At 63.8% G+C, this 23979-nt stretch carries 26 protein-coding genes, 2 tRNA genes and 1 other RNA gene; 14 read left to right on the top strand and 15 right to left on the bottom strand.

The genetic code is table 11. The features are described from left to right. Nucleotides 1–56: 56 nt before the first annotated feature. Entirely contained in the window at nucleotides 57–977 is a 921-nt protein-coding gene (locus R5N89_RS12395) for a class I fructose-bisphosphate aldolase (RefSeq protein ID WP_110569564.1), read from the bottom strand. A 58-nt stretch (nucleotides 978–1035) separates the two neighbouring features. Beyond that, on the bottom strand, nucleotides 1036–1446 hold the full coding sequence (locus tag R5N89_RS12390) for a hypothetical protein (protein WP_110569565.1): 411 nt from the start codon (nucleotides 1444–1446) through the stop codon (nucleotides 1036–1038). A 56-nt stretch (nucleotides 1447–1502) separates the two neighbouring features. On the opposite strand from R5N89_RS12390, the gene R5N89_RS12385 reads away from it, so the two are divergent. The 5 genes from R5N89_RS12385 to R5N89_RS12365 all read left to right on the top strand — a co-directional run bounded on the left by R5N89_RS12385 (nucleotide 1503) and on the right by R5N89_RS12365 (nucleotide 3734). Next, nucleotides 1503–1769, top strand: a complete 267-nt coding sequence (locus tag R5N89_RS12385; RefSeq protein ID WP_110569566.1) for a hypothetical protein — start codon at nucleotides 1503–1505, stop codon at nucleotides 1767–1769. Between the two features lie 3 nt (nucleotides 1770–1772). Beyond that, nucleotides 1773–2114 carry a cell division protein ZapA gene (locus R5N89_RS12380; RefSeq protein ID WP_110569567.1) on the top strand — a complete coding sequence of 114 codons (342 nt, stop codon included), beginning with the start codon at nucleotides 1773–1775 and terminating at the stop codon, nucleotides 2112–2114. 9 nt (nucleotides 2115–2123) lie between these two features. Continuing rightward, nucleotides 2124–2282: non-coding RNA, 6S RNA (ssrS, locus tag R5N89_RS12375), on the top strand. A 9-nt stretch (nucleotides 2283–2291) separates the two neighbouring features. Continuing rightward, a complete protein-coding gene (locus R5N89_RS12370) occupies nucleotides 2292–2903 on the top strand; it encodes a 5-formyltetrahydrofolate cyclo-ligase (RefSeq protein WP_110569594.1) in 612 nt (203 codons plus the stop codon). Nucleotides 2904–2918: 15 nt separating this feature from the next. Continuing rightward, complete coding sequence (locus R5N89_RS12365; protein ID WP_110569568.1) at nucleotides 2919–3734, top strand: TIGR00282 family metallophosphoesterase; 816 nt, start codon at nucleotides 2919–2921, stop codon at nucleotides 3732–3734. Between the two features lie 80 nt (nucleotides 3735–3814). Here R5N89_RS12365 and R5N89_RS12360 read toward each other — a convergent pair whose 3' ends face one another. From R5N89_RS12360 to R5N89_RS12335, 6 genes are all read right to left on the bottom strand, one after another. Further along, complete coding sequence (locus tag R5N89_RS12360; RefSeq protein ID WP_110569569.1) at nucleotides 3815–5269, bottom strand: AMP nucleosidase; 1455 nt, start codon at nucleotides 5267–5269, stop codon at nucleotides 3815–3817. A gap of 29 nt (nucleotides 5270–5298) precedes the next feature. Next, nucleotides 5299–6462, bottom strand: coding sequence for an energy transducer TonB (locus R5N89_RS12355; RefSeq protein WP_110569570.1), 1164 nt, complete (start codon nucleotides 6460–6462; stop codon nucleotides 5299–5301). Nucleotides 6463–6588: 126 nt separating this feature from the next. Further along, complete coding sequence (locus R5N89_RS12350) at nucleotides 6589–7380, bottom strand: alpha/beta fold hydrolase (RefSeq protein ID WP_354680682.1); 792 nt, start codon at nucleotides 7378–7380, stop codon at nucleotides 6589–6591. A gap of 12 nt (nucleotides 7381–7392) precedes the next feature. Further along, nucleotides 7393–8436 (bottom strand): NAD(P)H-quinone oxidoreductase, encoded by a 1044-nt coding sequence (locus tag R5N89_RS12345; RefSeq protein ID WP_208624701.1) that lies wholly within the window; start codon nucleotides 8434–8436, stop codon nucleotides 7393–7395. A gap of 183 nt (nucleotides 8437–8619) precedes the next feature. Next, the gene (glnA, locus tag R5N89_RS12340; protein ID WP_110569572.1) at nucleotides 8620–10080 is read right to left on the bottom strand and encodes a type I glutamate--ammonia ligase; all 1461 of its coding nucleotides are present in this window, start codon (nucleotides 10078–10080) and stop codon (nucleotides 8620–8622) included. A 121-nt stretch (nucleotides 10081–10201) separates the two neighbouring features. Further along, nucleotides 10202–10540 (bottom strand): P-II family nitrogen regulator, encoded by a 339-nt coding sequence (locus R5N89_RS12335; protein WP_110569573.1) that lies wholly within the window; start codon nucleotides 10538–10540, stop codon nucleotides 10202–10204. Between the two features lie 154 nt (nucleotides 10541–10694). On the opposite strand from R5N89_RS12335, the gene R5N89_RS12330 reads away from it, so the two are divergent. Together R5N89_RS12330 and R5N89_RS12325 are read left to right on the top strand one after the other, a co-directional pair. After that, the gene (locus R5N89_RS12330) at nucleotides 10695–11900 is read left to right on the top strand and encodes an aminotransferase (protein ID WP_110569574.1); all 1206 of its coding nucleotides are present in this window, start codon (nucleotides 10695–10697) and stop codon (nucleotides 11898–11900) included. A gap of 44 nt (nucleotides 11901–11944) precedes the next feature. After that, a tRNA-His gene (locus R5N89_RS12325) sits at nucleotides 11945–12020 on the top strand. A 72-nt stretch (nucleotides 12021–12092) separates the two neighbouring features. Here the strand turns inward: R5N89_RS12325 and R5N89_RS12320 are convergent. Both R5N89_RS12320 and R5N89_RS12315 read right to left on the bottom strand, forming a co-directional pair. Beyond that, nucleotides 12093–12959: an NADH-ubiquinone oxidoreductase gene (locus tag R5N89_RS12320; RefSeq protein WP_110569575.1), complete on the bottom strand. Its 867-nt coding sequence runs from the start codon at nucleotides 12957–12959 to the stop codon at nucleotides 12093–12095. After that, entirely contained in the window at nucleotides 12959–14305 is a 1347-nt protein-coding gene (locus tag R5N89_RS12315; RefSeq protein ID WP_110569576.1) for a hypothetical protein, read from the bottom strand. Before R5N89_RS12315 ends, R5N89_RS12320 begins: the two co-directional genes overlap by 1 nt. A gap of 231 nt (nucleotides 14306–14536) precedes the next feature. On the opposite strand from R5N89_RS12315, the gene rplM reads away from it, so the two are divergent. Further along, entirely contained in the window at nucleotides 14537–15019 is a 483-nt protein-coding gene (gene rplM, locus R5N89_RS12310; RefSeq protein ID WP_110569577.1) for a 50S ribosomal protein L13, read from the top strand. A gap of 5 nt (nucleotides 15020–15024) precedes the next feature. After that, complete coding sequence (gene rpsI, locus R5N89_RS12305) at nucleotides 15025–15528, top strand: 30S ribosomal protein S9 (protein WP_061272413.1); 504 nt, start codon at nucleotides 15025–15027, stop codon at nucleotides 15526–15528. 96 nt (nucleotides 15529–15624) lie between these two features. Here the strand turns inward: rpsI and R5N89_RS12300 are convergent, their stop codons facing one another. Beyond that, nucleotides 15625–15897, bottom strand: coding sequence for a hypothetical protein (locus R5N89_RS12300; RefSeq protein WP_110569578.1), 273 nt, complete (start codon nucleotides 15895–15897; stop codon nucleotides 15625–15627). A gap of 143 nt (nucleotides 15898–16040) precedes the next feature. Next, nucleotides 16041–16895, bottom strand: coding sequence for a DNA/RNA non-specific endonuclease (locus R5N89_RS12295; RefSeq protein ID WP_244192217.1), 855 nt, complete (start codon nucleotides 16893–16895; stop codon nucleotides 16041–16043). Nucleotides 16896–17015: 120 nt separating this feature from the next. Here R5N89_RS12295 and R5N89_RS12290 point away from each other — a divergent pair, with 120 nt between their 5' ends. Further along, nucleotides 17016–17147, top strand: coding sequence for a hypothetical protein (locus R5N89_RS12290; RefSeq protein ID WP_265001397.1), 132 nt, complete (start codon nucleotides 17016–17018; stop codon nucleotides 17145–17147). Nucleotides 17148–17233: 86 nt separating this feature from the next. On the opposite strand, the gene R5N89_RS12285 is transcribed toward R5N89_RS12290, so the two are convergent. Continuing rightward, entirely contained in the window at nucleotides 17234–17896 is a 663-nt protein-coding gene (locus tag R5N89_RS12285) for a hypothetical protein (protein WP_244192218.1), read from the bottom strand. Between the two features lie 494 nt (nucleotides 17897–18390). Here R5N89_RS12285 and R5N89_RS12280 point away from each other — a divergent pair, with 494 nt between their 5' ends. Further along, a complete protein-coding gene (locus R5N89_RS12280; protein ID WP_061272419.1) occupies nucleotides 18391–18603 on the top strand; it encodes a hypothetical protein in 213 nt (70 codons plus the stop codon). Nucleotides 18604–18669: 66 nt separating this feature from the next. Here R5N89_RS12280 and ilvD read toward each other — a convergent pair whose 3' ends face one another. Then, nucleotides 18670–20532 (bottom strand): dihydroxy-acid dehydratase, encoded by a 1863-nt coding sequence (ilvD, locus tag R5N89_RS12275; RefSeq protein WP_110569580.1) that lies wholly within the window; start codon nucleotides 20530–20532, stop codon nucleotides 18670–18672. 217 nt (nucleotides 20533–20749) lie between these two features. On the opposite strand from ilvD, the gene R5N89_RS12270 reads away from it, so the two are divergent. The 3 genes from R5N89_RS12270 (at nucleotide 20750) to R5N89_RS12260 (ending at nucleotide 23173) form a co-directional block, all read left to right on the top strand. Then, complete coding sequence (locus tag R5N89_RS12270) at nucleotides 20750–22870, top strand: AsmA family protein (RefSeq protein WP_110569581.1); 2121 nt, start codon at nucleotides 20750–20752, stop codon at nucleotides 22868–22870. A 44-nt stretch (nucleotides 22871–22914) separates the two neighbouring features. Next, on the top strand, nucleotides 22915–23097 hold the full coding sequence (locus R5N89_RS12265; protein ID WP_167400886.1) for a hypothetical protein: 183 nt from the start codon (nucleotides 22915–22917) through the stop codon (nucleotides 23095–23097). Nucleotide 23098: 1 nt separating this feature from the next. Next, nucleotides 23099–23173, top strand: a tRNA-Thr gene (locus tag R5N89_RS12260). Between the two features lie 117 nt (nucleotides 23174–23290). On the opposite strand, the gene R5N89_RS12255 is transcribed toward R5N89_RS12260, so the two are convergent. Next, nucleotides 23291–23854, bottom strand: a complete 564-nt coding sequence (locus R5N89_RS12255) for a thioredoxin (RefSeq protein ID WP_110569582.1) — start codon at nucleotides 23852–23854, stop codon at nucleotides 23291–23293. Between the last annotated feature and the right edge of the window lie 125 nt (nucleotides 23855–23979).

Genomic DNA, 23979 nt, shown 5'->3' with positions numbered 1-23979 from the left:
GGTGGCGAACAGCCCCCGCATGGCCCGCTTCGCCATGCGGGGAATTTGCAGCAGGGTCAGACCTTCTGCGCGAAGATGTCGGTAATCTCGCCAAGCAGCTTCAGCGCTTCGGCACGCGGGCGCTGGAAAGTGTTGCGCCCGATGATCGAGCCGAACCCGCCACCCTGATGGATGCCACGAATGGTGTCGAGCAGGTGCGCGGTGGTGGTGTGCTCGCCGCCCGAGAAGATCACGATGCGGCGGCCCGCGAAGGCCGACTGCACCACATGGCGGATTCGCGCGGGCAGGGTGGCGATATCGACCTTCTCATCGATATAGACCTTCTTGGCCGCAGGCAGGCACAGATCCTCGGTCGGGGGCTTGACCTTGATGATGTGCGCGCCAAGCTCGGCCGCGATGTGGGCAGCATAGGCGCAGATGTCGATGGCCGTCTCGCCCGCCTTGTCGAGCATCGGGCCGCGCGGGTAGCTCCACACCACCACGGCAAGGCCCGCGTTCTTGGCCTCGCGCGCCATTTCGCGCAGCTGCTCCATCTGGTGGAACTGGTAGTCGCTGGCGGGGTAGATGGTGAACCCGATGGCCGAGCAGCCCAGCCGCAGCGCATCAGCCACCGTGCCGGTCACGGCCTGGTTCTTCTGCGTGGTCAGGCTGTCGGAGCTGTTGCATTTGAGGATGGTGGGAATCTGGCCCGCGAACGTGCTGGCCCCGGCCTCAAGCATGCCCAGGGGGGCTGCGAATGCGTTCAGCCCGGCCTCGATGGCCAGCGAGTAGTGATAATGCGGGTCATAGGCGGGCGGGTTGGGAGCGAATGAACGGCCCGGCCCATGCTCGAAGCCCTGATCGACCGGCAGGATTACCAGCTTGCCGGTGCCCGCGAGCTTGCCGGTGTTCATGAGCCGGTAGAGGTTGGCCCTGGTGCCCGGCGTGTCACTTTCGTAGTGGTCAAGGATCGCCTTGACCTGCGGTGTCAGTGTCATTTTTCGTTCCCCTTGCAAATGGGTGTCCGTTCATCCTGCGCCTGCCCTGACGGTTCTGTCATGGCATGTGGCGGGCGCTCAGGTATCTTTCCAGCGCATCCCTCGCCCCCCTTGCGGGCAGTTCCAGCGCGTGGGGGCGCGCGCGCAGCACATGGCCACCCGTCATGCGTGCCAGTGATGCGAGCGCATGGTGCTGCGGGGCCGTGGCGCTGACAATGACACCGCTCAATCCTGCGCGCAGGGCTGCTGCCGCATGGCCCGCCGCCTGCCCGCAGTCCAGCCAGGCGGGCAGCGGGCAGCCCGCCACCAGCGCCGCCCACCATGGCACGCCCATGAAACACCCCGCGCCGGGCGGGGAAACCACGGCGCACTCCATGCGTAACGATGCCGCCGTGGCAGTGACCAGCGCCAGCTCCCCCGCGCCTGAAACCGTGACAAGCGGCATATAATGGTCATGTTTGTCGATCATGCTTGACGTTGAAACCGCACCGCGCGATCAGTTCAAGGGGAGGAACGAGGGAAAGGATGAACGTGTCTGATATTATCATGCCACCGGAACAGGACGCCGCGCGCTCCCCCTCGGAGGCTGGAGAGAATCCGGCTGACCGCCTTGAACTCGCCCTCAATCGCATTGCCTTCGCCCTTGATCGTCGTACCGCGCAGGCCGCCATCGCGCCGCCGGCAGCGCCTGATGTCGACCTGCAGGCGCTTGCCGCCAATATCGATGTGCTCATTGCCCGCGTGCGCGACGTGCTTGATGAAGGTGGGGAAACCACTAGCGGGGAGGAATAGGCCATGAGCCAGGTTACCGTGCGCATCAATGGTTTTTCCTACGCCGTGGGGTGCAAGGAAGGGCAGGAGAAACACCTCCAGGCCATGGCGCAGGAAGTCGAGCGCCGGATCGAGCGCATCCGCGAACTCGGCGGCCATAGCGGCGAGGGGCGGCTGCTGGCGCTTGCCGCCCTGCTCATGGCCGACGAGATCCATGACCTGACGGCGGAAAAGATGTCATCGGACACCGCCCACCAGCTTGCACAGGGCCGGCAGGCGCGTCTCGAGAACGAACGCCGCAAGGAGCAGCTCGCCCACCTTGTCGAACGTGCGGAAAACATTGCGGACGCACTGGAAGAGGACTAAATAGAAAGGGCGGGGCTGCCGGGTGCGTCAGGCATGATTCAACCCCTGGGCCGATAAGCACTTCCTAGGGAGCTGGCACTGTCGTGATCGTGGTCACGTTATCTGGCGCCCACCTGCGTCAGCAGGTCCGGGAGGGCTGATCCGACCAACGGCCATGGCGGCTCCGTATCATTTTCCATGACTTCCATCGCAAACGAATCGTGGTCCACCGCACATGCCAAACAGGCCCTGCGTGGCGTCATGGCCAGCAGGCGGGCCGCCTTCGCCACAGCGCCCGGGCGCGAGATGGCCGAGAAATCCCTCCAGCACCGCATGGTCCGCGCCCTGCGCGCCATGGCCTCGCCCGGTGATGCGGTAGCCCTTGTCTGGCCCCTGCCCGGCGAGAGCGAACTCCAGCCCGTCATGCACGCGCTCCACGCCGATGGCCTGTGCATTGCCCTGCCCGAAACCACGCCCAAGGGCCATAAGCTGACCTTCCGCCTGTGGCGGCCGGCCTGCGCCATGCAGGCGGGCCGCTATGGCACATCCCACCCCGAAGGCCCCATCGTGCAGCCTGATGTGGTGTGCGTGCCGCTGCTGGCATTTGACAGGCGGGGCATGCGGCTGGGATATGGCGGGGGCTATTATGATCGCACGCTGGCCAGCCTGCCTGCCGCGCGGGCGGTGGGGTTTGGCTTTTCCTTTCAGGAAGTGGCGTGCATCCCGACCGGCCGGTATGACGTGGCGCTGCCCGCGATCGTGACCGAGCGTGAATGGATCCGGTGTCGTGGTGACGGGCGGACGCGGTAGATAAAGGCTGTTTTCTTGAGAATACTGTTTCTGGGCGATATTGTCGGGCGCGTCGGGCGCGAGGCCGTCATTTCCCGCCTGCCCGCCCTGCGGCGTGATCTTGCCCTCGACCTTGTGGTGGTCAATGGCGAGAACGCCAGCCACGGCTTTGGCCTCTCGCCCGCCATTGGCCGCGACCTGCTCGAAGCGGGGGCCGATGTCATCACGCTGGGCAACCATAGCTGGGACCGGCGCGACCTGATCGGCCATATCGACAGCGAACCCCGCATCATCCGCCCCGCCAACTACCCGCCCGGCACGCCGGGGCAGGGCAGCGTGGTGGTGGAACTCGTCGATGGCCGCAAGGCGCTGGTGGTCAGCATCATGGGCCGGCAGTTCATGGATGCGATGGATGACCCCTTCCGCAGCGTGACCGACATCCTCTCGCGCCACCGGCTGGGCGTGACCATGCACGCCGCCGTAGTGGACGTGCACGCCGAAGCCACGAGCGAGAAATGGGCCATGGGCCATTTCCTTGATGGCCGCGTGTCGCTGGTTATTGGCACGCACACGCACACGCCCACCGCCGACCACCGTATCTTTCCCCACGGCACCGCCTTCCAGACCGATGCGGGCATGTGTGGCGACTATGACAGCGTGATCGGCATGGGCAAGGAGGCGGCTATTGCCCGATTCGTGCGCAAGATGCCCGGTGAGCGGCTGCAACCCGCCGAGGGGGATGCCAGCATTGCGGGCATGATGGTGGAAACCGATGATGCCACCGGCCTGGCCCGCCGCATGGCGCCGGTGCGGCAGGGGGGGCATCTGGCACCCACGCTGCCGGATTTCTGATCAACGGATAAAAGCTTCAAAAGAACGCCGCCTTTTTTTGAAAAAAGGCGGCACCCAAAAACTTTTATGATTTTAACGATTTAGCGGAAGGCAGGCTCGTCAAACCCGCGCAGCTTACGCGAATGCAGCCGGTCCACGCCCTGCGCACGCAACTGCTGCATGGTCTCGATTCCCACCACCAGATGCTGGCGCACGCGCTCGCGGTAGAAGGCATTGGCCATGCCACGCAGCTTGAGTTCGCCATGCAGCGGCTTGTCTGAAACACACAGCAGCGTGCCGTAAGGCACCCTGAAGCGGAAGCCGTTCGCCGCAATCGTGGCCGATTCCATGTCCACCGCAATGGCGCGTGAGGTGTTGATGCGCGTGAACAGCGCACCCAGCCGCAACTCCCAGTTGCGGTTGTCGGTGGTCATGACCGTGCCGGTGCGCAGGCGGGTTTTCACCTCGGCATCATGCAGGCCGGTTACGCGGGCGGTCACGTCCTGCAGGGCCATCTGCACCTCGGCAATGGGGGGCACGGGCACCCAGGGCGGCAGGTCGTCGTCCAGCACATGGTCATCGCGCAGGTAGCCATGCGCCAGCACGTAGTCGCCCAGCCTCTGGCTGCGCCGCAGCCCTGCGCAGTGCCCCACCATCAGCCAGCAATGCGGGCGCAGCACGGCCAGATGGTCGGTAATGGTCTTGGCGTTGGCAGGCCCCACGCCGATGTTGATGAGCGTTATGCCATCGCCATCGGGGCGGCACAGATGGTAGGCGGGCATCTGCGGCAGGTTCTGGCCCGCATGGGTGGCTGCGTGGGGGGCGTCGCGGGTGTGGATGATCTCGCCCGGCTCGACAAAGGCCGTGTATTCCGACCCCGCATCCACCTGCGCATGCCCGTATTCACGAAATGCATCGACATAGCGCTGGTAGTTGGTCAGCAGGATGAAACGCTGGAAATGCCGTGGCGCTGTGCCGGTATAGTGGTGCAGCCGCGCCAGCGAGTAATCGGTGCGCTGGGCCGTAAACAGCGCAAGCGGGCGCGGCACGTCGGGGCGGGGGATGTATTCGCAATTGGCGATCGAATCGTCGGTCACGTGCAGGTCGGGCAGCGCGAAATGCGTCTGGATCCATGCAAGGTCGGATTCGGTCAGCGAGGTCACCGCCTCTTCCATCACGTAGGAGAGCGGGATGGGCTGGCGCGACAGGCCGACCATGACCGGCGTGCGGTAATGGCGCAGCAGGCTTTCGATCTGCTCGCGCCAGTAGGCGCCGAACAGGGCAGGGCGGGTGAGCGTGGTGCCATAGAAGCCGGGCTCGAGCACCACGTCAAAGGGCGGGCGCGGCCCATCGGGGGGCAGGGCCGTGGCGGGCATGAAGGCGAGGTAGGGATAGACCGCATCCGCCAGGCCCGATGTATCGCGCGTGGCGAATGCATGGCGGATCAGCCCGGCGGCCTGGTCATAAAGCTCGGTAATGCGGGCCACGGCGGCATCGGCATTGTCGAAGGCGTGGAAGTCATGCCCGGCCTGCTGCAGGAGTCGTGCTGTGTCCATGGCGATGAAATCTCCTTCTGCCCGTGCTTTCAGCGGCGGAGCAGGATGTAGTTGATGGTCAGGTCAATGGGGAAGTTGTTGCCCTGCATGTCGGGCGGCACGGGGGGCAACTGGGCGTTGCGGAATATGCTCATCGCCGCGGCGTCAAGATAAAACGAGCCGGACGCCCCGGTGCGGCGCACCTTGGTCACGTGTCCGTCGCGGTCGATTTCCACATGCAGTGAGGCCGCGCCTTCTTCGCCTGCCTGGCGGGCTTCTTCGGGGTAGTACAGGTGGCTGCGGATCCAGCGTTCAAGTTCCTCGCCATAATCGTCGCTCACGCCCTTGATCTGGGTTGTGGTGGAGTAGGGGGCATTGATCTTGCCATTCTGCACTACCGGCCCGAGCGAAAGGTCGATCGGCCCGCCCGTGCCGCCCGCACGGCCCTGCTTGCTGCGCCGGGGCAGGGGGGAGGGAGAGAGCGACCAGTTCATCGGGTGCTGCAACGCCGCATAGGCATTGGGCGAGGACTGGTTCTGTGCCTGCTGGGCCGCGCGGTTGCCGTGGCCGGAGTTCTGCATGGCAGGGTTGAACCTGTCCTGCTGCTGCGACTGCGGCACCGACAGGTCGGAGGGCGCATCGCTCAGCGGCGGGGCGGAGGGGGTATCCTCGCTGGAGGCATTGGCGGAGGGCGACGAATCCTCGCTGTTCTTTTGCGGGTTGTTCGTCTTTTCCTGCGCGCTGGGTTGCTGCTCCTTGGTCTGCTGCTGCCGGGGCGCGTTCTGGCCGCCCGCCATATCGGGCGAGGACTGGCCCTGCAACCCGCTGGAGGTGGGCGGCGAGAACACCATCTCAACCTGCGGCTCCGTGCGCGTGGCGTCGGGCGTGCCGTGCTGGCTGTGATGGGCGGATTCGATCAGGATCGCGGCCAGCAGGGCGGCATGCAGCAGGCCCGATATGGCAATCGCGCGCCCTGGTCCCGGCGTTTCCACCGTGTCGGGGCGAATCAGGCCCGACATCATGGGGCGTAGCTTGCGGTAGCCGGGTGGCGGCGGCACGGCGTTGCCGGGCAGCAGCCTTTCACGCGCGGGCGGGTTGTACTGTTCCGTGCGGCCATTGCGTGGCAGGCCGCCCCCAGGCGGCGGCTCGCGGGGGATCAGTACGGGCTCCACGGCGTCTGGCCGCCGGGAGGAGGGACTGAGTGTCACCGTCATGAAAGGCTGCGGGTCTCCGCCATGTGGGTCTGTTGCCGGGGCCTGCCTGCCTGCCCTGGCATGTTGCCAGCATAACTGACGCGGGGGGGGGGCCTGTCAAGGACCGGATGCGTAACGGAGGCTACTTCAGTAGCTTTCGACAAAATTTTCCAGTAATTCGGCGAATCTCTCCGGATTTTCGACATGCAGCCAATGCCCTGCCCGTTCGATCAGTTCCAGCCGGTAACACGGAAAAAGCCTACGCATGATGGCATAATGTTCAGGGCGGATATAGGGCGAATTCCCCCCCGCCAGGAACAGCGTGGGGCCGGGATAGGTATAGCCTTCAGGGATGTAGGGCCAGCTTTCGACATTGGACATCGAGTCCACCATCTCGCGCAGGCCGATGTTCCAGCCGGGGTTTTCCCCCACGCGGATGTTCTGCAGCATCAGCGCGCGCACATCGGTGTTGGGGATGTAATGCTGGAGCAGCCGTTCCGCCCCCGCCCGGTTGAGAAAGGGCGGAAACGGCACCCGCAGCATCTGCTCGCCCAATGCAAACTGCCCGTGGCCGGTGCGCGCGGGCGGAATGTCGGCCACGAGCAGGCTGTGCACCATGCCCGGCCGGGTCAGGGCCGGGGTCATGGCCACCTTGCCGCCCATGGAGTGGCCAACCAGCGTTGCGGGCAGCGCGTTGTGGTGGGCCAGCGTTTCCAGCAGGTCGCCCGCCATGGTGTTGTAGTCCATCAGGCCATGCGGGCTGTCGCCATGGTTGCGCAGGTCGATGGCGAGCGTGCGCCGGGTGCGCGCGAGCCTGCGCTGAAAGAAGCCAAGGTTGCGCGCCCGCCCGAACAGGCCATGCAGCAGGACAATGGGGGGCCTGCCGGCCGTGTCGGGTCCGGTTTCCTCGGGTCCGCGCTCAATGACGTTCAGTAGCACCAGCTTGTGTTCCTATCGTCCGGTCGTCTGTCGGGGCGGTTGTTGCAGGTCCAGCATGATCTTGCCCATATGGGTTCCGTTTTCCATGAGTTTATGGGCCTGAGCAACCCGCGCCAAGGGGAAGGTGGCATGGATGAGCGGGCGGATGGCCCGCCGCGCCAGCAGCGGCCAGACATGGGCTTCGAGTTCGCGGGCAATTTCGGCCTTATAGGCAGCCTCACGCGGGCGCAGCGTGCTGCCGGTCACCACCAGCCTGCGGGTCATGATGCGCGCAAGGCTGACGCCATCCGCCTTCGCCCCGCCCTGCAGCGCGATGATGACCAGCCGCCCCGCAACGGCAAGGGACTTGAGGTTGCCCTCCATATAGGCCCCGCCAATCATGTCGAGGATGACATTGACCCCCGTGCCATCCGTCAGTTCCCTGATGCGGGTGGGGAAATCCTCGGTGCGGTAGTTGATGGCGGCTTTTGCGCCCAGCGTGGTGCACAGCGTGCATTTCTCGTCCGTGCCAGCGGTGGCGTAAACCGTGCCGCCCAGGGCGCGCACAAGCTGGATGGCCGTGGTGCCGATGCCGCTGGTGCCCCCATGCACCAGCATGCTCTCGCCCGGTTTCAGCCCCGCTGTCATGAACAGGTTGGACCATACGGTAAAGAATGTTTCGGGCAGGGCGGCGGCGTGCAGCGCGTCAAACCCCGCGGGCCAGGGCAGGCACTGCCCCGCAGGCACGGTGCAGTACTGCGCATAGCCCCCGCCATTGACCAGCGCGCACACCCGCGCGCCGGGTGCGGGAAAGGCATCGGGCGGCACGCCTTCGCCAGTCGCCACGACCTCGCCCGCCACTTCCAGCCCCAGCAGGGGGCTTGCCCCCGGCGGCGGCGGATACAGCCCCTGGCGCTGCATGATGTCGGGGCGGTTGATGCCTGCCGCCATGACCCGCACCAGCACCTCGCCCGCGCGGGGCATCGGCACGGGCACGGTGGCGATGTGCAGCGAATCGGGGCCGCCCGGTTCGCTCACGGTCACGGCCTGCATGGTGGCGGGGGGTGGCTGGGTCATGGTCTGTCCTTGTGCTGATGGAGGCTCCCAAGGTGTAGGCGATATGACGGCTGCGACCAGTGCGCGGGCTGCATAATCGAGCAAACGTGCGCGTGCCGTGGGCCAGACATGAAAAAAGCGCCGGAACCCGCAAGGTTCCGGCGCTTTTCGTGTCAGTTCCGTTCCCCGTGGGGGAAGGCGGGATCAGACGGAGTAGTACATCTCGAACTCGGCCGGGTGCGGCGTGTGCTCGAACGTGTAGACTTCCTGCCACTTCACTTCACAGTAGCTCTCGATCTGGTCCTTGGTGAACACGCCACCGGCGAGCAGGAACTCGTAATCGGATTCCAGCGCGGTCAGGGCTTCACGCAGCGAGCCGGCCACGGTCGGGATCTGCTTCAGTTCCTCGGGCGGCAGGTCGTACAGATCCTTGTCCATGGCATCGCCGGGGTGGATCTTGTTCTTGATGCCGTCGAGGCCGGCCATGAGCATGGCGGCAAACGCGAGGTAGGGGTTCGCGGTCGGATCGGGGAAGCGGACCTCGACGCGCTTTGCCTTCGGGCTGGTCGCATACGGGATACGGCACGAGGCGGAACGGTTGCGGGCGGAGTAAGCCAGCAGCACGGGGGCCTCGAAGCCCGGGATCAGGCGCTTGTAGGAGTTGGTGGACGGGTTGGTGAAGGCGTTGAGCGCCTTGGCGTGCTTGATGATGCCGCCGATGTAGTACAGCGCCTCATCAGACAGGTCGGCATAGCCGTTGCCGCCGAAGGTGGGCTTGCCGTCGCGCCAGATCGACTGGTGCACATGCATGCCCGAGCCGTTATCGCCATAGATCGGCTTGGGCATGAAGGTTGCCGTCTTGCCGTAGGAATGGGCAACGTTGTGCACGCAGTACTTGTAGATCTGCATGAAGTCGGCGGAGCGGACCAGCGTGTCGAACTTGGTGCCCAGTTCGTGCTGCGACTGCGCGACCTCATGGTGGTGCTTCTCGATGGGCAGGCCCATCTCGCCCATGGTGGTCAGCATTTCGGCGCGCAGGTCGCCTTCGCTGTCAACCGGAGCAACCGGGAAGTAGCCACCCTTCACGCCGGGGCGGTGGCCCATGTTGCCTTCGGGGTAGTCCTTGAGCGACGCGCCGGGGCCTTCGATGCTTTCCAGCTCGTAGGTGCCGAAGTTCGGGCCGGTGCCGAAGCGCACGCTGTCAAAGATGAAGAACTCGGCCTCGGGGCCGAAGAAGGCGGTATCACCCAGGCCGGTCGACTTGAGGTACTGCTCGGCCAGCTTGGCGGTGGCGCGGGGATCGCGGTTGTAGAACTGCCCGGTGGAGGGCTCCACGATATCGCAGATCAGGATCAGCTGCGGCTTGGCGGAGAACGGGTCCATCACCGCGGTGGTCGGGTCAGGCAACAGGATCATGTCGCTTTCGTTGATGGCTTTCCACCCCGCGATGGAGGAACCATCGAACATGAAGCCTTCGCGGAAGGTGTCATCCTCGATCGTGGTGACGTACTGGGTGGTGTGGTGCCACTTGCCGCGCGGATCGGTGAAACGCAGGTCAACCATCTCGACCGCGTTTTCCTTGATGATTTCAAAGACCTTCGCGATGGCTTCAGCAGAATGCGACGGTGTCGAAACCGAGGCTGAAGCCTGTGCTTTTTTTGCCATGTTAATTACCTGTCCTGACTTTGGTGTGCCGTTCCATGCGGCGCGGCGGTTATGGTTACGGAAACGCAGGGCCGCTGTCGATAGGCCAGCCGCCATGAGACCCATGTTTGCAGGCCAACCCTCAGATGGCGTCAGGCCCGCGCTCGCCGGTGCGGATGCGGATCACCTCGCTCACCGGGGTGATGAAGATCTTGCCATCGCCGATGCGGCCGGTGCGGGCAGCGGCCATGATGGCCTCGACCGCGCGCTCGGTCATGTCATCGGGGCAGACGATTTCAAGTTTGACCTTGGGCAGGAAGTCGATGATGTATTCCGCGCCGCGATACAGTTCCGTGTGGCCCTTCTGCCGGCCAAAGCCCTTGGCCTCGGTGACGGTAATGCCCATCAGGCCGATCTCATGCAGGGCGTCCTTCACCTCGTCGAGCTTGAAGGGCTTGATGATGGCCTCGATCTTTTTCATGCCTGTTGGTCTGTCTTCCGTCTCATGGCATCTGTAGCGCATGCCGCCCGTGTTGCCGTGGCAGGGTTGCACGGCTTTCATTTTCAGGCAATCGGGTGATATGGGCAAAAATGCGCATTGCCCACACCCATGCGCACACGGACAGGATAAGACGATGAAACCCGCCAACGCGATGCTTTCGGGGCTGCCAACCACCATATTTTCCGTCATGTCGGCGCTGGCCGTGGAGCATGACGCCATCAATCTCGGCCAGGGCTTTCCCGATACCGAAGGCCCGGCCGACCTTGTCGATGCCGCGGCAGCCGCCCTGCGCGACGGGCGCAACCAGTACCCCCCGCTTGCCGGCCTGCCCGAGCTGCAGGGCGCGGTGGCGCGGTCAAACGCGCGTTTTTATGGCATTGCCGTCGAGCCCGCGCGTGAAGTGGTGGTGACCTGTGGCGCGACCGAGGCCATCACCGCCTCGCTCATGGCGCTGGTCAACCGGGGCGACGAGGTGGTGGTGTTCGAACCCCTGTATGACACCTACCTGCCGGTGCTGCGCCTGCTTGGCGCCGTGGTGCGCACCGTGCGCCTCGCCCCGCCGCGGTGGGACCTGCCGCGCGCGGAACTCGCAGCCGCCTTTACCCCGCGCACCAAGGCCATCTTGCTCAACACGCCCATGAACCCCACCGGCAAGGTGTTCACGCGTGATGAGCTGGAATTCATCGCAGGGCTGGTGGCCAGGCATGATGCCTATGCCGTGTGTGACGAGGTGTACGAGCACCTGACCTTCGCCCCTGCCCGCCACGTGCCGCTCATGGCGCTGCCGGGCATGCGTGAGCGCTGCATCCGCATTGGCAGCGCGGGCAAGAGCTTCTCCATGACCGGGTGGAAGGTGGGCTACGTCACCGCGCCCGCGCCGCTTGCCGCCCTTGTGGCCAAGGCGCACCAGCTGCTTACCTTTACCGTGGCGCCCAACCTGCAACGCGCCGTGGCGGTGGGGCTGGACAAGGATACGGCCTATTTCGAGCGGTTGGCCGAGAGCATGAGTTCTGCGCGCGACTGGCTGGCCGAAGGGCTGGGCCGGGCCGGATTCGACGTGCTGCCATGCGATGGCAGCTACTTCCTGATCGCGGATATCGCGCCGCTGGGCTTTGCGGGGGGCGATGTGGCCTTTTGCCAGCAGATGACGCGCAAGGTGGGGGTGGCGGCCATTCCCGTCTCGGCCTTCTATGATGATACGGGCGCGGATATTCCCGACCGGTATGTGCGTTTTGCGTTCTGCAAGAAAACGGGCGTCATTTCGCAGGCGGTGCAGCGGCTGCAGAACGTGCGCGGACAGCTCTGCGCGGAAAATGTCATGAAAATGCAAAAAGGGTAATTGACGGGTCTGCCCGGCTTCTCTAAATAACCGCTCCAGTTGTGGCGGACGTAGCTCAGTTGGTAGAGCGCCGGTTTGTGGTACCGGTGGTCGCGGGTTCGAGCCCCGTCGTTCGCCCCAACCCGTAATTCCCTGAAAATCAGAAATGTTTTGCTGAAGCTTTTCCCAGAAGGCTTTGCCTTCTGTCGCGTTTCAGCAAATAGCTGCGGCCCCGAATGTGCGCGCAAGCCCCGCTGCCAGCGGCAGGGGCGTCAGCCCGAGTTGCGCGCGCATGGGGGTAATGTCGAAAATCTTGTCTTCCATGAGCCGCCGGACCTCGGCGGGCGTAATGGTGGGCAGCCCCGGCAGCCTGAAACGCGCCAGCGCCATCAGCACGGCACCCGGCACCGGCAGCACCGGGCGCGGCCTCAGCCCCGCAGCCACGGCAACCATGCGCGTGAAATCGCGGTAGCTGACCTGATCCCCCCCTGCGATAACCAGACTGTGCGGCCCATGCCACGCGCGCCCGATGGCGGCGAGCAGCGCACGGGTCACGTCACCCTGCCATATGGGCTGGAGCCGCGCGCGTCCGCCGCCGGGTAGCGGTAGCACCGGCAGGCGGCGCATCAGGGCGGCGAGGCGCTGCACATTGTTCTCGCCCGTTGCGCCATAGATCATGGTGGGGTGCAGCAGCACGCCATCGCGGCCCGAGCGGGCCAGCGCCTGCGCGCCATGAAGCACGCCATGCGCATGGGCATCGGGCCAGCGGGTAAAGATGCGCGTGCTGCCCAGGGCAACGAGTCGCGCCTGTGGGGGAGCCGCTGCGATTACTGCGGGCAGGTGTCGGGCATGGGCGGTCAGGACAATGGTGGTGGCGTCAAGCAGAGCGTGACGCAGGCGGCCAGGGTCATGCGCAAGATCGGCTAGCCGGGCGGGCATGGGCAGGTGCGTTGCCTGCCAGCGTGCCCTGTCGCGCACGATGGGCACGACATCGCGGCCTTCGGCCTGCAGCGCCCGGCACAGCGCCAGCCCCGAGCGGCCATTGGCCCCGATGACATGCACGGGGCCGGGGCAGGACATCAGGGCGTGGAAATGGTCAGGCCCAGCGGGGCCGCGACCGACGGATCGCCCGCCATCGACAGGGCCACGCCCAGCATCATCAGGTTGACCGGCTTCATCGGGCGCAGCGCGATCTGCAGCGGGTGGTCCTGCGGTGATTGCAGGAACCGGCCCATGGCGCGCATCGAGGCATCATCGGATGCGGCCAGCGTGGCCAGCAGGTTCTGGCGGTAGATTTCGGGGTCGGTATTGCGGCTTTTGGCCAGGCCTGCCAGCACATGGCTGGCCAGCGAGCGGTCCTCCCACGTCATGGCGGCGGAGACGATGCGGGCAGTCTCGGGAATGATGGCCATGTCATCAAAGGGAATCTGGTCCAGCTCGGCCACCACGGTCAGGTTGCCCATGTCGGCCGACTCGATGGTCATCGGCTCGAGATGCACCCGCCCGGCACTGCGGTCGCTGGTGCTGTTGATATGGATGTTGCCGTTGAAACTGTCATAGCCGAACGCATTGAGGATTGTCTGGTTATCCGTGCCGGTGGACCACAGCGTGAGGTTGCCCAGCGTCGTGTCCATCTTGTCCTCGGTCGCGGTGGAGAAGCTGGAGGTGGCGACATGGTCGATCTGGAGCATGGGGTGGGTGCTGTCGATCTCCACCTTTTTGAGGTCCATCGTGTGCGGATGGCTTTCATGGATCAGGTGGCCCGACTGGATCAGGCTCGCGACCTCGCTGGCAAAATCCGGTCCGTCGATCTTGATGTGCTCGACCGAGATGCGGCGCGGGGGGGTGAGGTTGATCTGGGTGGCCAGCCGGTCGAGATCGAGATGCGAGGCGCGGCCCATCCCGTACTGCTCCACGCTCATGCGGGCGACGGTGACATCGGTCTGGCTGGCGGGCATGGCCAGATGCATGTTGGCAAACGTGCCGTTATCAAGCACGAGGGAATCGAAGCCCAGCGGGCGGCTGGAATCGGCGCTCGCGCGGTCGGTATTGGGCAGCACCAGGTTGCGCAGGTCCACCTCATCGAGCGAGATGGTGCTGGTCTGGGTCATGATCTTGACATCGCGCAGCACGATGCTGCCGATCTTCTCGCCCTGCACGTTGTTGCCGGTCAGCCCGCCGAGCCGCACGTCAGCCGCGATCAGCGTCATGGCGGGGTTGTGGTAGGTAACGGCCGTAAAATGCGCGCCCCGCGCCAGCGTGCGCGGCCGGGCCGTGGCGTAGCTGAACGTGGCGTTCGGCCCGATGGAGGCGCGGAAGTCGGCTATGCCGGCTTCAAGCCTGTGCTGGGCAAAGTGATGCACCCCCCAGCTGCCAACCAGCAGCACCAGTACAAGCAGGGGAATGGCAGGGTAGAGTTTCTTCACGAGGCTGATATCCGTAATGACCTTGAACTGACTGCTATCGCATTGTGCCCCCCCTCGGCAATCGCTCGTGGAAAGGTCGTGATGCGAAAGATGGCGGTATCATGATACCACACACGATTTTTTAGCGGAAAAATGCCGCTCGGAACGGATTATGTGCTTGACGTTTGCACATGATGCGGCTGATAACGCGCCACCTGTTACCGCTACATTACTGGACGGAACACTAGATCCATGAAGACCACACTTTCGCTGAAGCCCGCCGAGGTGACGCGTGGCTGGACCCTGATCGACGCCGAAGGCCTCGTTCTTGGCCGTCTGGCCGCCATCGTTGCCCAGCGCCTGCGCGGCAAGCACAAGCCGCAGTTCACCCCGCACGTTGATTGTGGCGACAATATCGTCATCATCAACGCCGAGAAGGTTCGCCTGACCGGCAACAAGGTTGACCAGAAGCTGTTCCATTATCACACCGGCTACCCCGGTGGGATCAAGGAGCGCACCATCACCCAGCGCCTGACCGGCAAGAACCCCGGCCATGTCGTGCGCAAGGCCATCGAGCGCATGATCACGCGCGGCCCGCTGCAGCGCGCGCAGATGAAGCACCTGTATGTCTATGCCGGCGCCGAGCACCCGCATGACGGGCAGAAGCCGCAGGTTCTCGATGTTGCATCGCTCAACCGCAAGAATGCCGTCAACACCCAGAAGGTCGGGGGCTGAACCATATGTCTGAAACCCAAGAACGTACAGGCACGCTCGCTGACCTCAAGGAAGCCGTTGCTTCCGGTCAGGTGACGTCCGCGCAGGAAGCCGCTCCGGTTTATGAAGCCAAGCGCGATGCGCAGGGCCGTGCCTACGCCACCGGCCGCCGTAAGGATGCCGTGGCCCGCGTGTGGATCAAGCCGGGCAAGGGCGACATCATCGTCAATGGCCGTCCGGTCGGCACCTACTTCGCGCGCCCCGTGCTGCGCATGCTGATCACGCAGCCCTTCCTGGTGGCTGACCGCTACAACCAGTTCGACGTGTACTGCACGGTCGTTGGTGGTGGTCTGTCCGGTCAGGCCGGTGCGGTCCGTCACGGCATCAGCCGTGCGCTGACCCACTATGAGCCCGCGCTGCGCAGCATCCTGAAGGCCGCTGGCTTCCTGACGCGCGATTCGCGTGTTGTTGAACGTAAGAAGTACGGTCGCGCCAAGGCCCGCCGTTCCTTCCAGTTCAGCAAGCGCTGATCCGGCTTTTCCCGCAGCCCTGTGCTGCGGGGAACGGGTTTTTCAACGGGGTCGGTCCAGCAATGGACCGGCCCCGTTGTGCGTTGGGGGGAGATTTTACATGAAGGGATTGTCCACCTTGGCGGGCTTGCGCGGCGGCAGGGCATCGGGCAGGTCTTTTTGTGCCTCCAGCGTCGTGACAACTTGCTGCATGAAGGCCAGCAGCGCCTGGGCGCGTGCCAGGCCGGCCTTGTCGCGGCTGAAATCCGTCTGGCCATAAAAAGCGATGCTATCGGTGCCGTTTTCCACCGTCATGCCGGCAATGGTGCGGCTGGCGCTGTTATCGGCAAAGGGCACGAGGGTAGTGGATTTGGGGGAGTGGGCGGTCATGGTCATGTCTCCTTCATCCAGAATATTTCTTGCAGGGCCGGTGAAAAAACCAGAAGTTTTTGGTGAAGCTTTTTTCAAAAAGCTTCAGGAAACGCCGCCTTTTTGCAAAAAGGCAGCACCCAAAAACTTTTATTTTTTGCTTTTTACCAGCGTGCATAGACACGCCGTCGGGTGCGGCGCCGCGCATGCTTCGTGGCCGTGCGGGCATGGCCAAGCGGTAGCGTCATGCAGGTCTGCTTGACGTTCGCTGGCAGCGCGGGGAAGGGATCGACCCCGGTAATCCGAGTCAGTTCCATTACGCTGACATGGCTGCACCGGGGGCTGCGCGCCACATTATGGCAGACATACACGCCAGATTGCTGCCTGCGGGGGTCATAGACCGCCTTCCATGTGGAAGTGGGCACAAGCACCCGGTCCGGCCCGATGGCTGACAGGCTGCTTGAGTGAAAAGCCGGGCCGGTGGCCACGTAAAGGTTGCCCGTGCGCAGGGCCAGGCCGCGCACGGCGGATTCGATCTCGGCCCAGCGGCCCCGGTTCAGTGTCGCGCGCTGGGGCACGATGTTGGAGAGCGCAAAGGTTTCCTGCTGTGTCTGCCGGTCGGGCATGTCGCCCGAGGGGGCCATGTGCCCGCGATCGAAGCCCGAGCGCACGTAATCTTCAAGTTCCGCGCGCGCGCCGGGGGCAATGCGCGTGTCAGGGTGAAATTCGCCTTCACGCGGGGTTTGCATGGCGGCGCGGACCATGGCGGTATCGAGATGCTCGGCCACCCAGAGCGGCTCACGCGCCAGAGCGGAATACAGCACGGCAAAGCGGGTGCTGCACAGGAGTTGCGTGTCACGCGCCAGTTTCGGGTTATCCACTACGGGCAGTTGCTGGCCTGCGCCGAGTTCCGTGCAGTTCTGGGCATGAGCCGCGCGGTTGGGCACGGTGGCCAGTAGAACCACGGAAAAAAGCAGCGCGGACCAAGCTGCGCGCGGGCGGAGAAAGGGAAGGGGCACGCTCTGGTGTTATCCATCTGTTCTGGTAAAACGGCGGCCTATCCATGAAACATCTGATGGCACAGGGCAATGGCTGAACGACCCGATCAAGGCACTCCGCGCCAGCCGGAGCCCCTTATCATGAACCGGCGCGAACTGGCCCCGACCCCGCGCGAGCGTCGGCTGCGGCTGGTGCTGCGCGTGGTGACGGTGCTGCTGGCGGTGGCAGCCCTGATTGATCTCATGCTCCAGTTCATCAGGCACCGCGCCTAGCGCGTGCAAAGAAGAATGAGAAAAGCTTTGAAAGCGTAATGCCCTTTAAAAAAAAGACAACGCCTTCAAGCTTTGGGGGCAACCGGTTATTGCGCGGGCTTGCCTGCGTTTGAAGGGGGCGGCAACTCGCTTTCCGCCGCGTTCTGGTTCTGCCCCAGGGCAATGGTCACATCCACTGTCTCCTGATTGACCAGCGCATCGAACCGGGGGTCTATCACCGGGTTGCGGGTGGCTGCCGCCATATCCCCAAAGCGCAGATGTGCCCAGTCAATCCGCGCATCGGCCGCGCGTGTCATGTCAAAGCCCACCATGGGGTGGCGGGTGCCATCAGGGGCGATATAGAACCAGTCGAAATGGCAGCCTGCGGGCGCGCCGCGCTGGGTGAACAGCGCATGCACGAAGCCCGGCGTCACATCGATCTGCAATGTATTCATGAGATAGTGCGGGATCTGTTTTTGCAGCGCGGGCGTGACCTGCGTGTTGAATAGCCCGGCCTGAATCATTTCCGGCATGTGGGCCATGAAAATTGTCTGGTTGATGGTCATGTCCACCCGGCAGGGCGTGCTCTGGGCAAAACGGGTTTCGATGCCCCAGGCATGGGCCGTGGTCTGCGGCCCCATGATCGCCGCGGGATAGGCCGGTGCCGCATGGCCCGGCGCAGGCAGCAGGGTCACGGCAAGACAGGCGCCCGCGCCCTGAAGCAGGCGACGCAGGCGTTGCGGTAGGGAAGGGCATGCAGGGCGGTGCAAGGCGGGACCAGTCCGTATTGAAGGTAAGGAAACAGTTCTGGCTTCTTTCCTGTCATGAAGAGCGGCTTCATGCCAGCCCTGCCCGGCAGGCGGGGTATGCCTCATGGCAGGGTTGCATATCAAATCTATGTAATTGAAACGCATCTTTCGACATTTATTAAAAATATATTATATCTCGTATGTATTGTTCCAGTATCGTTTTGTCATGATATAAAAATGGCCCTTGAAATGCCACAATAACGCTCTTTCTATCCTTGCCATGAAGTGCTACAGCATGCGGCAACATGATACGGCGCGGCGTTGCGAAATCGGACGCAAGTGTCTGTAAAAAAATGTTTTTAAGTGCCAGTTCGCCCGGCAACCCTTCAGTCCGGGCCGCGTTGGCGCGTTACGACAATAGCAAGAAACAGGCCATGACCGGCATGCGGGTTTTCTCCACCTGGGGAAGAACCGCACGGTGCGCTGGTGTAAAGGGCCGTTCAGGGCAGGAAGTTATGTTTGATTCAAAGATTATAGAAGTGGATGGCGTGTTCGTGGGGGCTGCCATCATCACCGGGCTGGCCACGTCGCTGCGCTTTTATGCCACGCATGAAAGCGTGCGCTCGCTGCATAACGCCATCCTGCCAGACCTTGCGGCGCTGCGGCACCATGTCACGGCCACGTTCCGCCGCATGGGGCGTGGCAGGGCCTGCCTGCCGGGCGCGTAAGGCGTTTTTTTCAAACAGCTTCGACAATGGTGCCGCCGTGACAGGTCACGGCGGCACCTGTGCATTCTAGCGGCTGGTGCGGCGGCCAAGCTGGCTGACATCGCGCACGGCGCCACGGGCCGCGCTGGTGGTCAGCGCGCTATAGGCCTGTAGTGCTACCGAGACCGTGCGCGTGCGGTCAGGCTGCCAGGCGCGCTCGCCGCGTTCTTCCATGCCGTCGCGGCGGGCGGCCAGCGTGGCATCGCTTACGGTGGTGCGCAGGATACGGTTGGGGATGTCGATCTCGATCGTGTCCCCTTCCTCGAGCAGGCCGATGATTCCGCCTTCCGCCGCCTCGGGCGAGATATGGCCGATCGAAAGCCCCGAACTGCCGCCCGAGAAGCGGCCATCGGTAATCAGGGCGCATTTCTCGGCCAGCCCCTTCGATTTGAGGTAGCTGGTGGGGTACAGCATCTCCTGCATGCCGGGGCCGCCCTTAGGGCCTTCATAGCGGATCACCACCACGTCGCCCGCCACGATCTCGTTGCCCAGAATGGCCGAGACGGCGGCATCCTGGCTTTCAAAGATGCGGGCAGGCCCGGTGAAGGTGAGCAAGTTGTCGGCAACACCTGCGGTTTTGACGATGGCGCCATCTTCCGCCAGGTTGCCAAACAGCACGGCCAGCCCGCCATCGCGGCTGTAGGCGTGCTCCGCATCGCGGATCGCGCCATTCGCCCGGTCGGTATCAAGTGCTTTGTAGCGGCTTGACTGCGAGAACGCCTGCGTGGTGCGCACGCCGCCGGGTGCCGCGCTGAAGAAGGTGCGCGCCGCCTCATCCGCCGTTGTGGCGCTGATATCCCACTGGCCCAGCGCCGTGCCGAGATCGGCTGCATGCACGCTCGGCACGTCCATGTGCAGGAGCCCCATGCGGGCCAGTTCACCCATGATGGCGGGAATGCCGCCCGCGCGGTGCACGTCTTCCATATGGATGTCCATGCGCGACGGCGAGACCTTGCACAGATTGGGCACACGGCGCGAGAGGCGGTCGATATCGGCCATGGTGAAGGGCACCTTGCCCTCGTGCGCTGCGGCCAGCAGGTGCAGCACGGTGTTGGTTGAGCCACCCATGGCGACATCGACCGTCATGGCGTTTTCAAACGCGGGCTTGGTGGCGATGCCGCGCGGCAGGGCGGTGGCGTCATCGTTCTCATACCACCGCTTCGCCAGCGCCACGATGTCGCGGCCCGCGCGCTCGAACAGTTCGCGGCGGTCGGTGTGGGTGGCGACAAGGCTGCCATTGCCCGGCAGGGCCAGGCCCAGCGCCTCGGTCAGGCAGTTCATGGAATTGGCGGTGAACATGCCCGAGCACGAGCCGCAGGTGGGGCAGGCAGAGCGTTCGATCGTGGCCGACTGCTCATCGCTGACATCCGAGTTGGCCGCCGCCACCATGGATGTGATGAGGTCAACCTGCTGCTCGGTGCCGTTGTTGAGGATCTTGCCCGCTTCCATCGGCCCGCCAGAGACGAAGATGGTGGGGATGTTGAGCCGCATCGCCGCCATGAGCATGCCCGGCGTGATCTTGTCGCAGTTGCTGATGCACACCAGCGCATCGGCGCAGTGGGCGTTGACCATGTATTCCACCGCATCGGCAATCAGCTCGCGCGAGGGCAGGCTGTACAGCATGCCGCCATGGCCCATGGCGATGCCGTCATCAACCGCAATGGTGTTGAACTCGCGGCCAATGCCACCGGCCTCGGCCACGGCGCCCGCCACGAGCTGGCCCATATCCTTGAGGTGGACATGGCCGGGCACGAACTGCGTGAACGAGTTGGCGATGGCGATGATGGGCTTGCCGAAGTCGCCATCCTTCATGCCGGTTGCACGCCACAGGCTGCGCGCACCGGCCATGTTGCGGCCATGGGTCGTAGTGCGGGAACGATAGGCGGGCATGACAGTGACCTCTCGCGTCAATCTGGTTACAGAAGGGGATAAAGTTGCCTGATCGCATACAGGACGCACGCTCCCCGCGCCACCCCAAAGCGCACTGGCCTGAACCAGCCGTTAACCGGGGGTGTGCAAGGCTGCGGGGAGTGGGGCGCAACTCCACCCCGTAGCCAGTCGTTCATCTGATGGCTGATCCCCATCTGCACAAGGAGCACAAGCAGCAATGCCTCAACCGGAACCCAAGAACAGCACGGTACGGCGCGGTGTGCTGGCGCAGATACGTTTTCCGGTTCTGGGGGTGCTGGCCATTGCAATTATGGCGCTGGTCATCTTCTGGTCATGGGACTGGTTCATTCCCATCGTGGAGCGCAGGGCGGGGGCTGCGCTGGGCCGCAAGGTTACGGTGGCTCACCTGCATGTGCATATCGGGCGCGTGATCCGCGTCACGGCGGATGGCGTGCGGATTGACGAGCCGGACGGGTTTGAAAAGCTGCCCCCCTTCGCCACCGCCGACCACCTGATGGTGGGCCTTAACCTGTGGCATCTGCTGGGCGGCCGGATCGACCTGCCGGTCATCGCGCTCGACAAGCCGGTGGTTGAACTCAACGAGCAGCGCGGGGGCCGGGCCAACTACCAGTTCCCCACCAGCGGCGACAGTTCGTCGGGCGGCATGCCGCAGATTGGCGAACTCACCATCAATGACGGCCAGCTCCACCTCGTGCATGCGGGCCTGCGCAGCGACATGCGGGCTGCGGTGCACACCACGCCCGGCAAGGGCGACGTGCAGCCCCGCATCGTGGCCGACATACGCGGCACCTATACCGGGCAGGCCATTACCGGGCATGTTTCCGGTGGGGCGCTGGTCTCGCTGGCGGACCGGACGAGGCCCTACCCGGTGGATGTGGACGTGCGCCACGGCCCCACACGGCTGACACTGGTGGGGTCGGTGGATGACCCGCTCTCGTTCAGGGGCGCGCGGCTGCGGCTGACGCTGGCGGGGCCGGACATGTCGCTGCTCTACCCGCTGACCGGCGTGGTAATTCCGCAAACCCCGGCATACCGTGTGGCGGGCGGGCTTGATTATGTCGATGGCCGGGTGCGCTTTCATGAATTCGAGGGCAAGGTCGGCTCCAGCGACCTGGGTGGCACGATCAGCGTGGACCCGCATCAGGCCGTGACCTTTGTCGATACCGACCTGCATTCGCGCCATGTGGACCTGGCCGATCTGGGCGGTTTCTTTGGCGCAACACCGGGCGATCACCCCTCGACCCCGCAGCAGGCGGCTGAAGAGAAGGCGCATGAGGCCAGCGGCGCCGTGTTGCCCACAACGCCCATCAACATGCCCAAGCTCAAGGCCACCAATGTCCATCTCGCCTATCATGGCGACCATATCGAGAACCAGCACGTCCCGCTCGACAACATCGATGTGCTGGCTGATATCCGCGATGGCACGATTGACGTGCACCACCTGAATTTTGGCGTGGGTCGCGGGCGGCTGGCCAGTAGTGGCACCTTCGTGCCGCAGGGCAACGGGGTTGATGCGCGCATCCGCATCGACATGGAACAGATCGATCTTGCCCGCCTCATGAAGGCGATGGGCCGCAACCTGCACGGGCAGGGCATTATTGGCGGGCACATCATGGTGCATGGCCATGGCCAGTCACTGGCCCAGATCGTGGGCAGCGGCAATGGTGGCATTACCGTGGCGCTTGATGATGGCGGCGATATTTCCGCCATACTGCCCGACCTGCTGGGGCTGGAACTCGGCAAGGCGCTGCTCTCGGCCCTTGGCCTGCCCGCGCGCACCGACCTCAAATGCCTCATAGCCGACATGCCGCTCAATGAGGGCGTCTTCCACACCCGCACCATGCTGCTTGAAACAGGCGATACGCGCACCGTGGGCAAGGGCGACATCAAGTTCAGCAACAACACCATCGACTATACGCTGCTCACGCATTCGCGGCATTTCGCTATCGCGTCCTTTCCCGGCCCGCTCTACATCACCGGCCCGCTCAAAAGCCCCAATATCCGCCCCGGCGCCGAGATTATTGGCCGCGCCGTGGCCTCGGTGCTGACGGGCTTCGTGTTCTCGCCTATCGGCCTGCTGCCTACCATTGAAGGTGGCGTGGGCAAGAACTCATCCTGCGCCAGCGCGATCCGCGATGTGAACGAGAACCCGGCTGCAGGCATTGCGCCCCATGCCTCGCGCCCGGTGCGCCATGGGCGTCATGCCCGCACGGTGGCTCCGGCTGCATTGGCCCCGTCGGTTGGCAATGGTGGGCTGAGTGCGGCTGAACGCGCGCGTATCCATGCCGCATGGGCCAAGAAAATGGCGGCGCATTAAGGGATTATTGGAATCAATGCATTGATAATAAATGATAAAAGTTTATGGGCGCCGCCTTTTTTCAAAAAGGCGGCGTTCTTCTGAAGCTTTTTGAAAAAAGCTTCACCAAAAACTTTCTTCTGTTTTTCGCATGGGCTTTTCACGCAGCCACCAGCCCCGCGAATCCCTGCTTGACCGTGCGGGACATTTCGGCAAAAAGGGAAAACAGCATAGCAGCAGTGCTATAATGCCGGGTTAGCACAGTGGTAGTGCAGCGGTTTTGTAAACCGAAGGCCGGGGGTTCAAATCCCTCACCCGGCACCATATCCCCTAAAAATCATGAACAGTTTCTGGTGAAGTTTTTTTTCAAAAGGCTTCAGAGAACGCTGCCTTATCTTGAAATAAAGGCAGCGCTTCCAGCCTTTTGCCCTTTATGGCTGGTCAGGCAAAAATACGCGCCACCCACTCTTCCACCGTATCGCCGCTGCTGATAGCAGGGTCGATCAGGCCATCGACCATGAAGGTGGGCGAGACGTGAATGCCGTTCTGGCGGGAATATCTGCACTGCCACTTGATGGCCTTCTGCAATGCGGGCACGGCAAAGGCCGTGGCAAGCTGCAGCCCGCTATAGCGTTCGATCCGGCGGATGATGTCGTTGGGGGTCGCATCCATGTTCGGCCCGGCGCAGTGGTCGGTGAACTCGAATTCCTCGCGGTGCGCGCCCACGGCAGCCATGACGGCGCGGGCGGCTTCCCGCCCGTCTGGCAGGGTTGCTGCGGCGAGGATGCAGCGCACGATCACGCCCGAGAACATGTGCCACGGCTGTGACTGGAGGCGGATCTTGATGGTGATGCGCGCCGGCCCCGCCGCCTCAAGCAGTTCGGGCAGCTTGGTGAAGGCCCGGACGGAAAACGGGCAGGTCGGCTCTAAAAACGCCTCGAATACTTTTGGGCCATGACCCCATACGAGCGGATCGACATGCAGGGTATCGGCGGGTGTTGCCATGGTGCGAACTCCTTGAAGGGGAACAGGCCAGTTTCAGAATTCTAGAAACCATACCCGTTCGCGTGGTTCCATGGGCATGGCACGCAAAATGGGGCATAAGCATTCGTTTTCCCGTTTCTGTATGG

The sequence above is a fragment of the Komagataeibacter sucrofermentans DSM 15973 genome, assembly GCF_040581405.1.
Taxonomy (GTDB): domain Bacteria; phylum Pseudomonadota; class Alphaproteobacteria; order Acetobacterales; family Acetobacteraceae; genus Komagataeibacter; species Komagataeibacter sucrofermentans.
The sequence above is the reverse complement of the archived record's forward strand: the minus strand, read 5'-3'. Positions and strand labels throughout refer to the sequence as shown.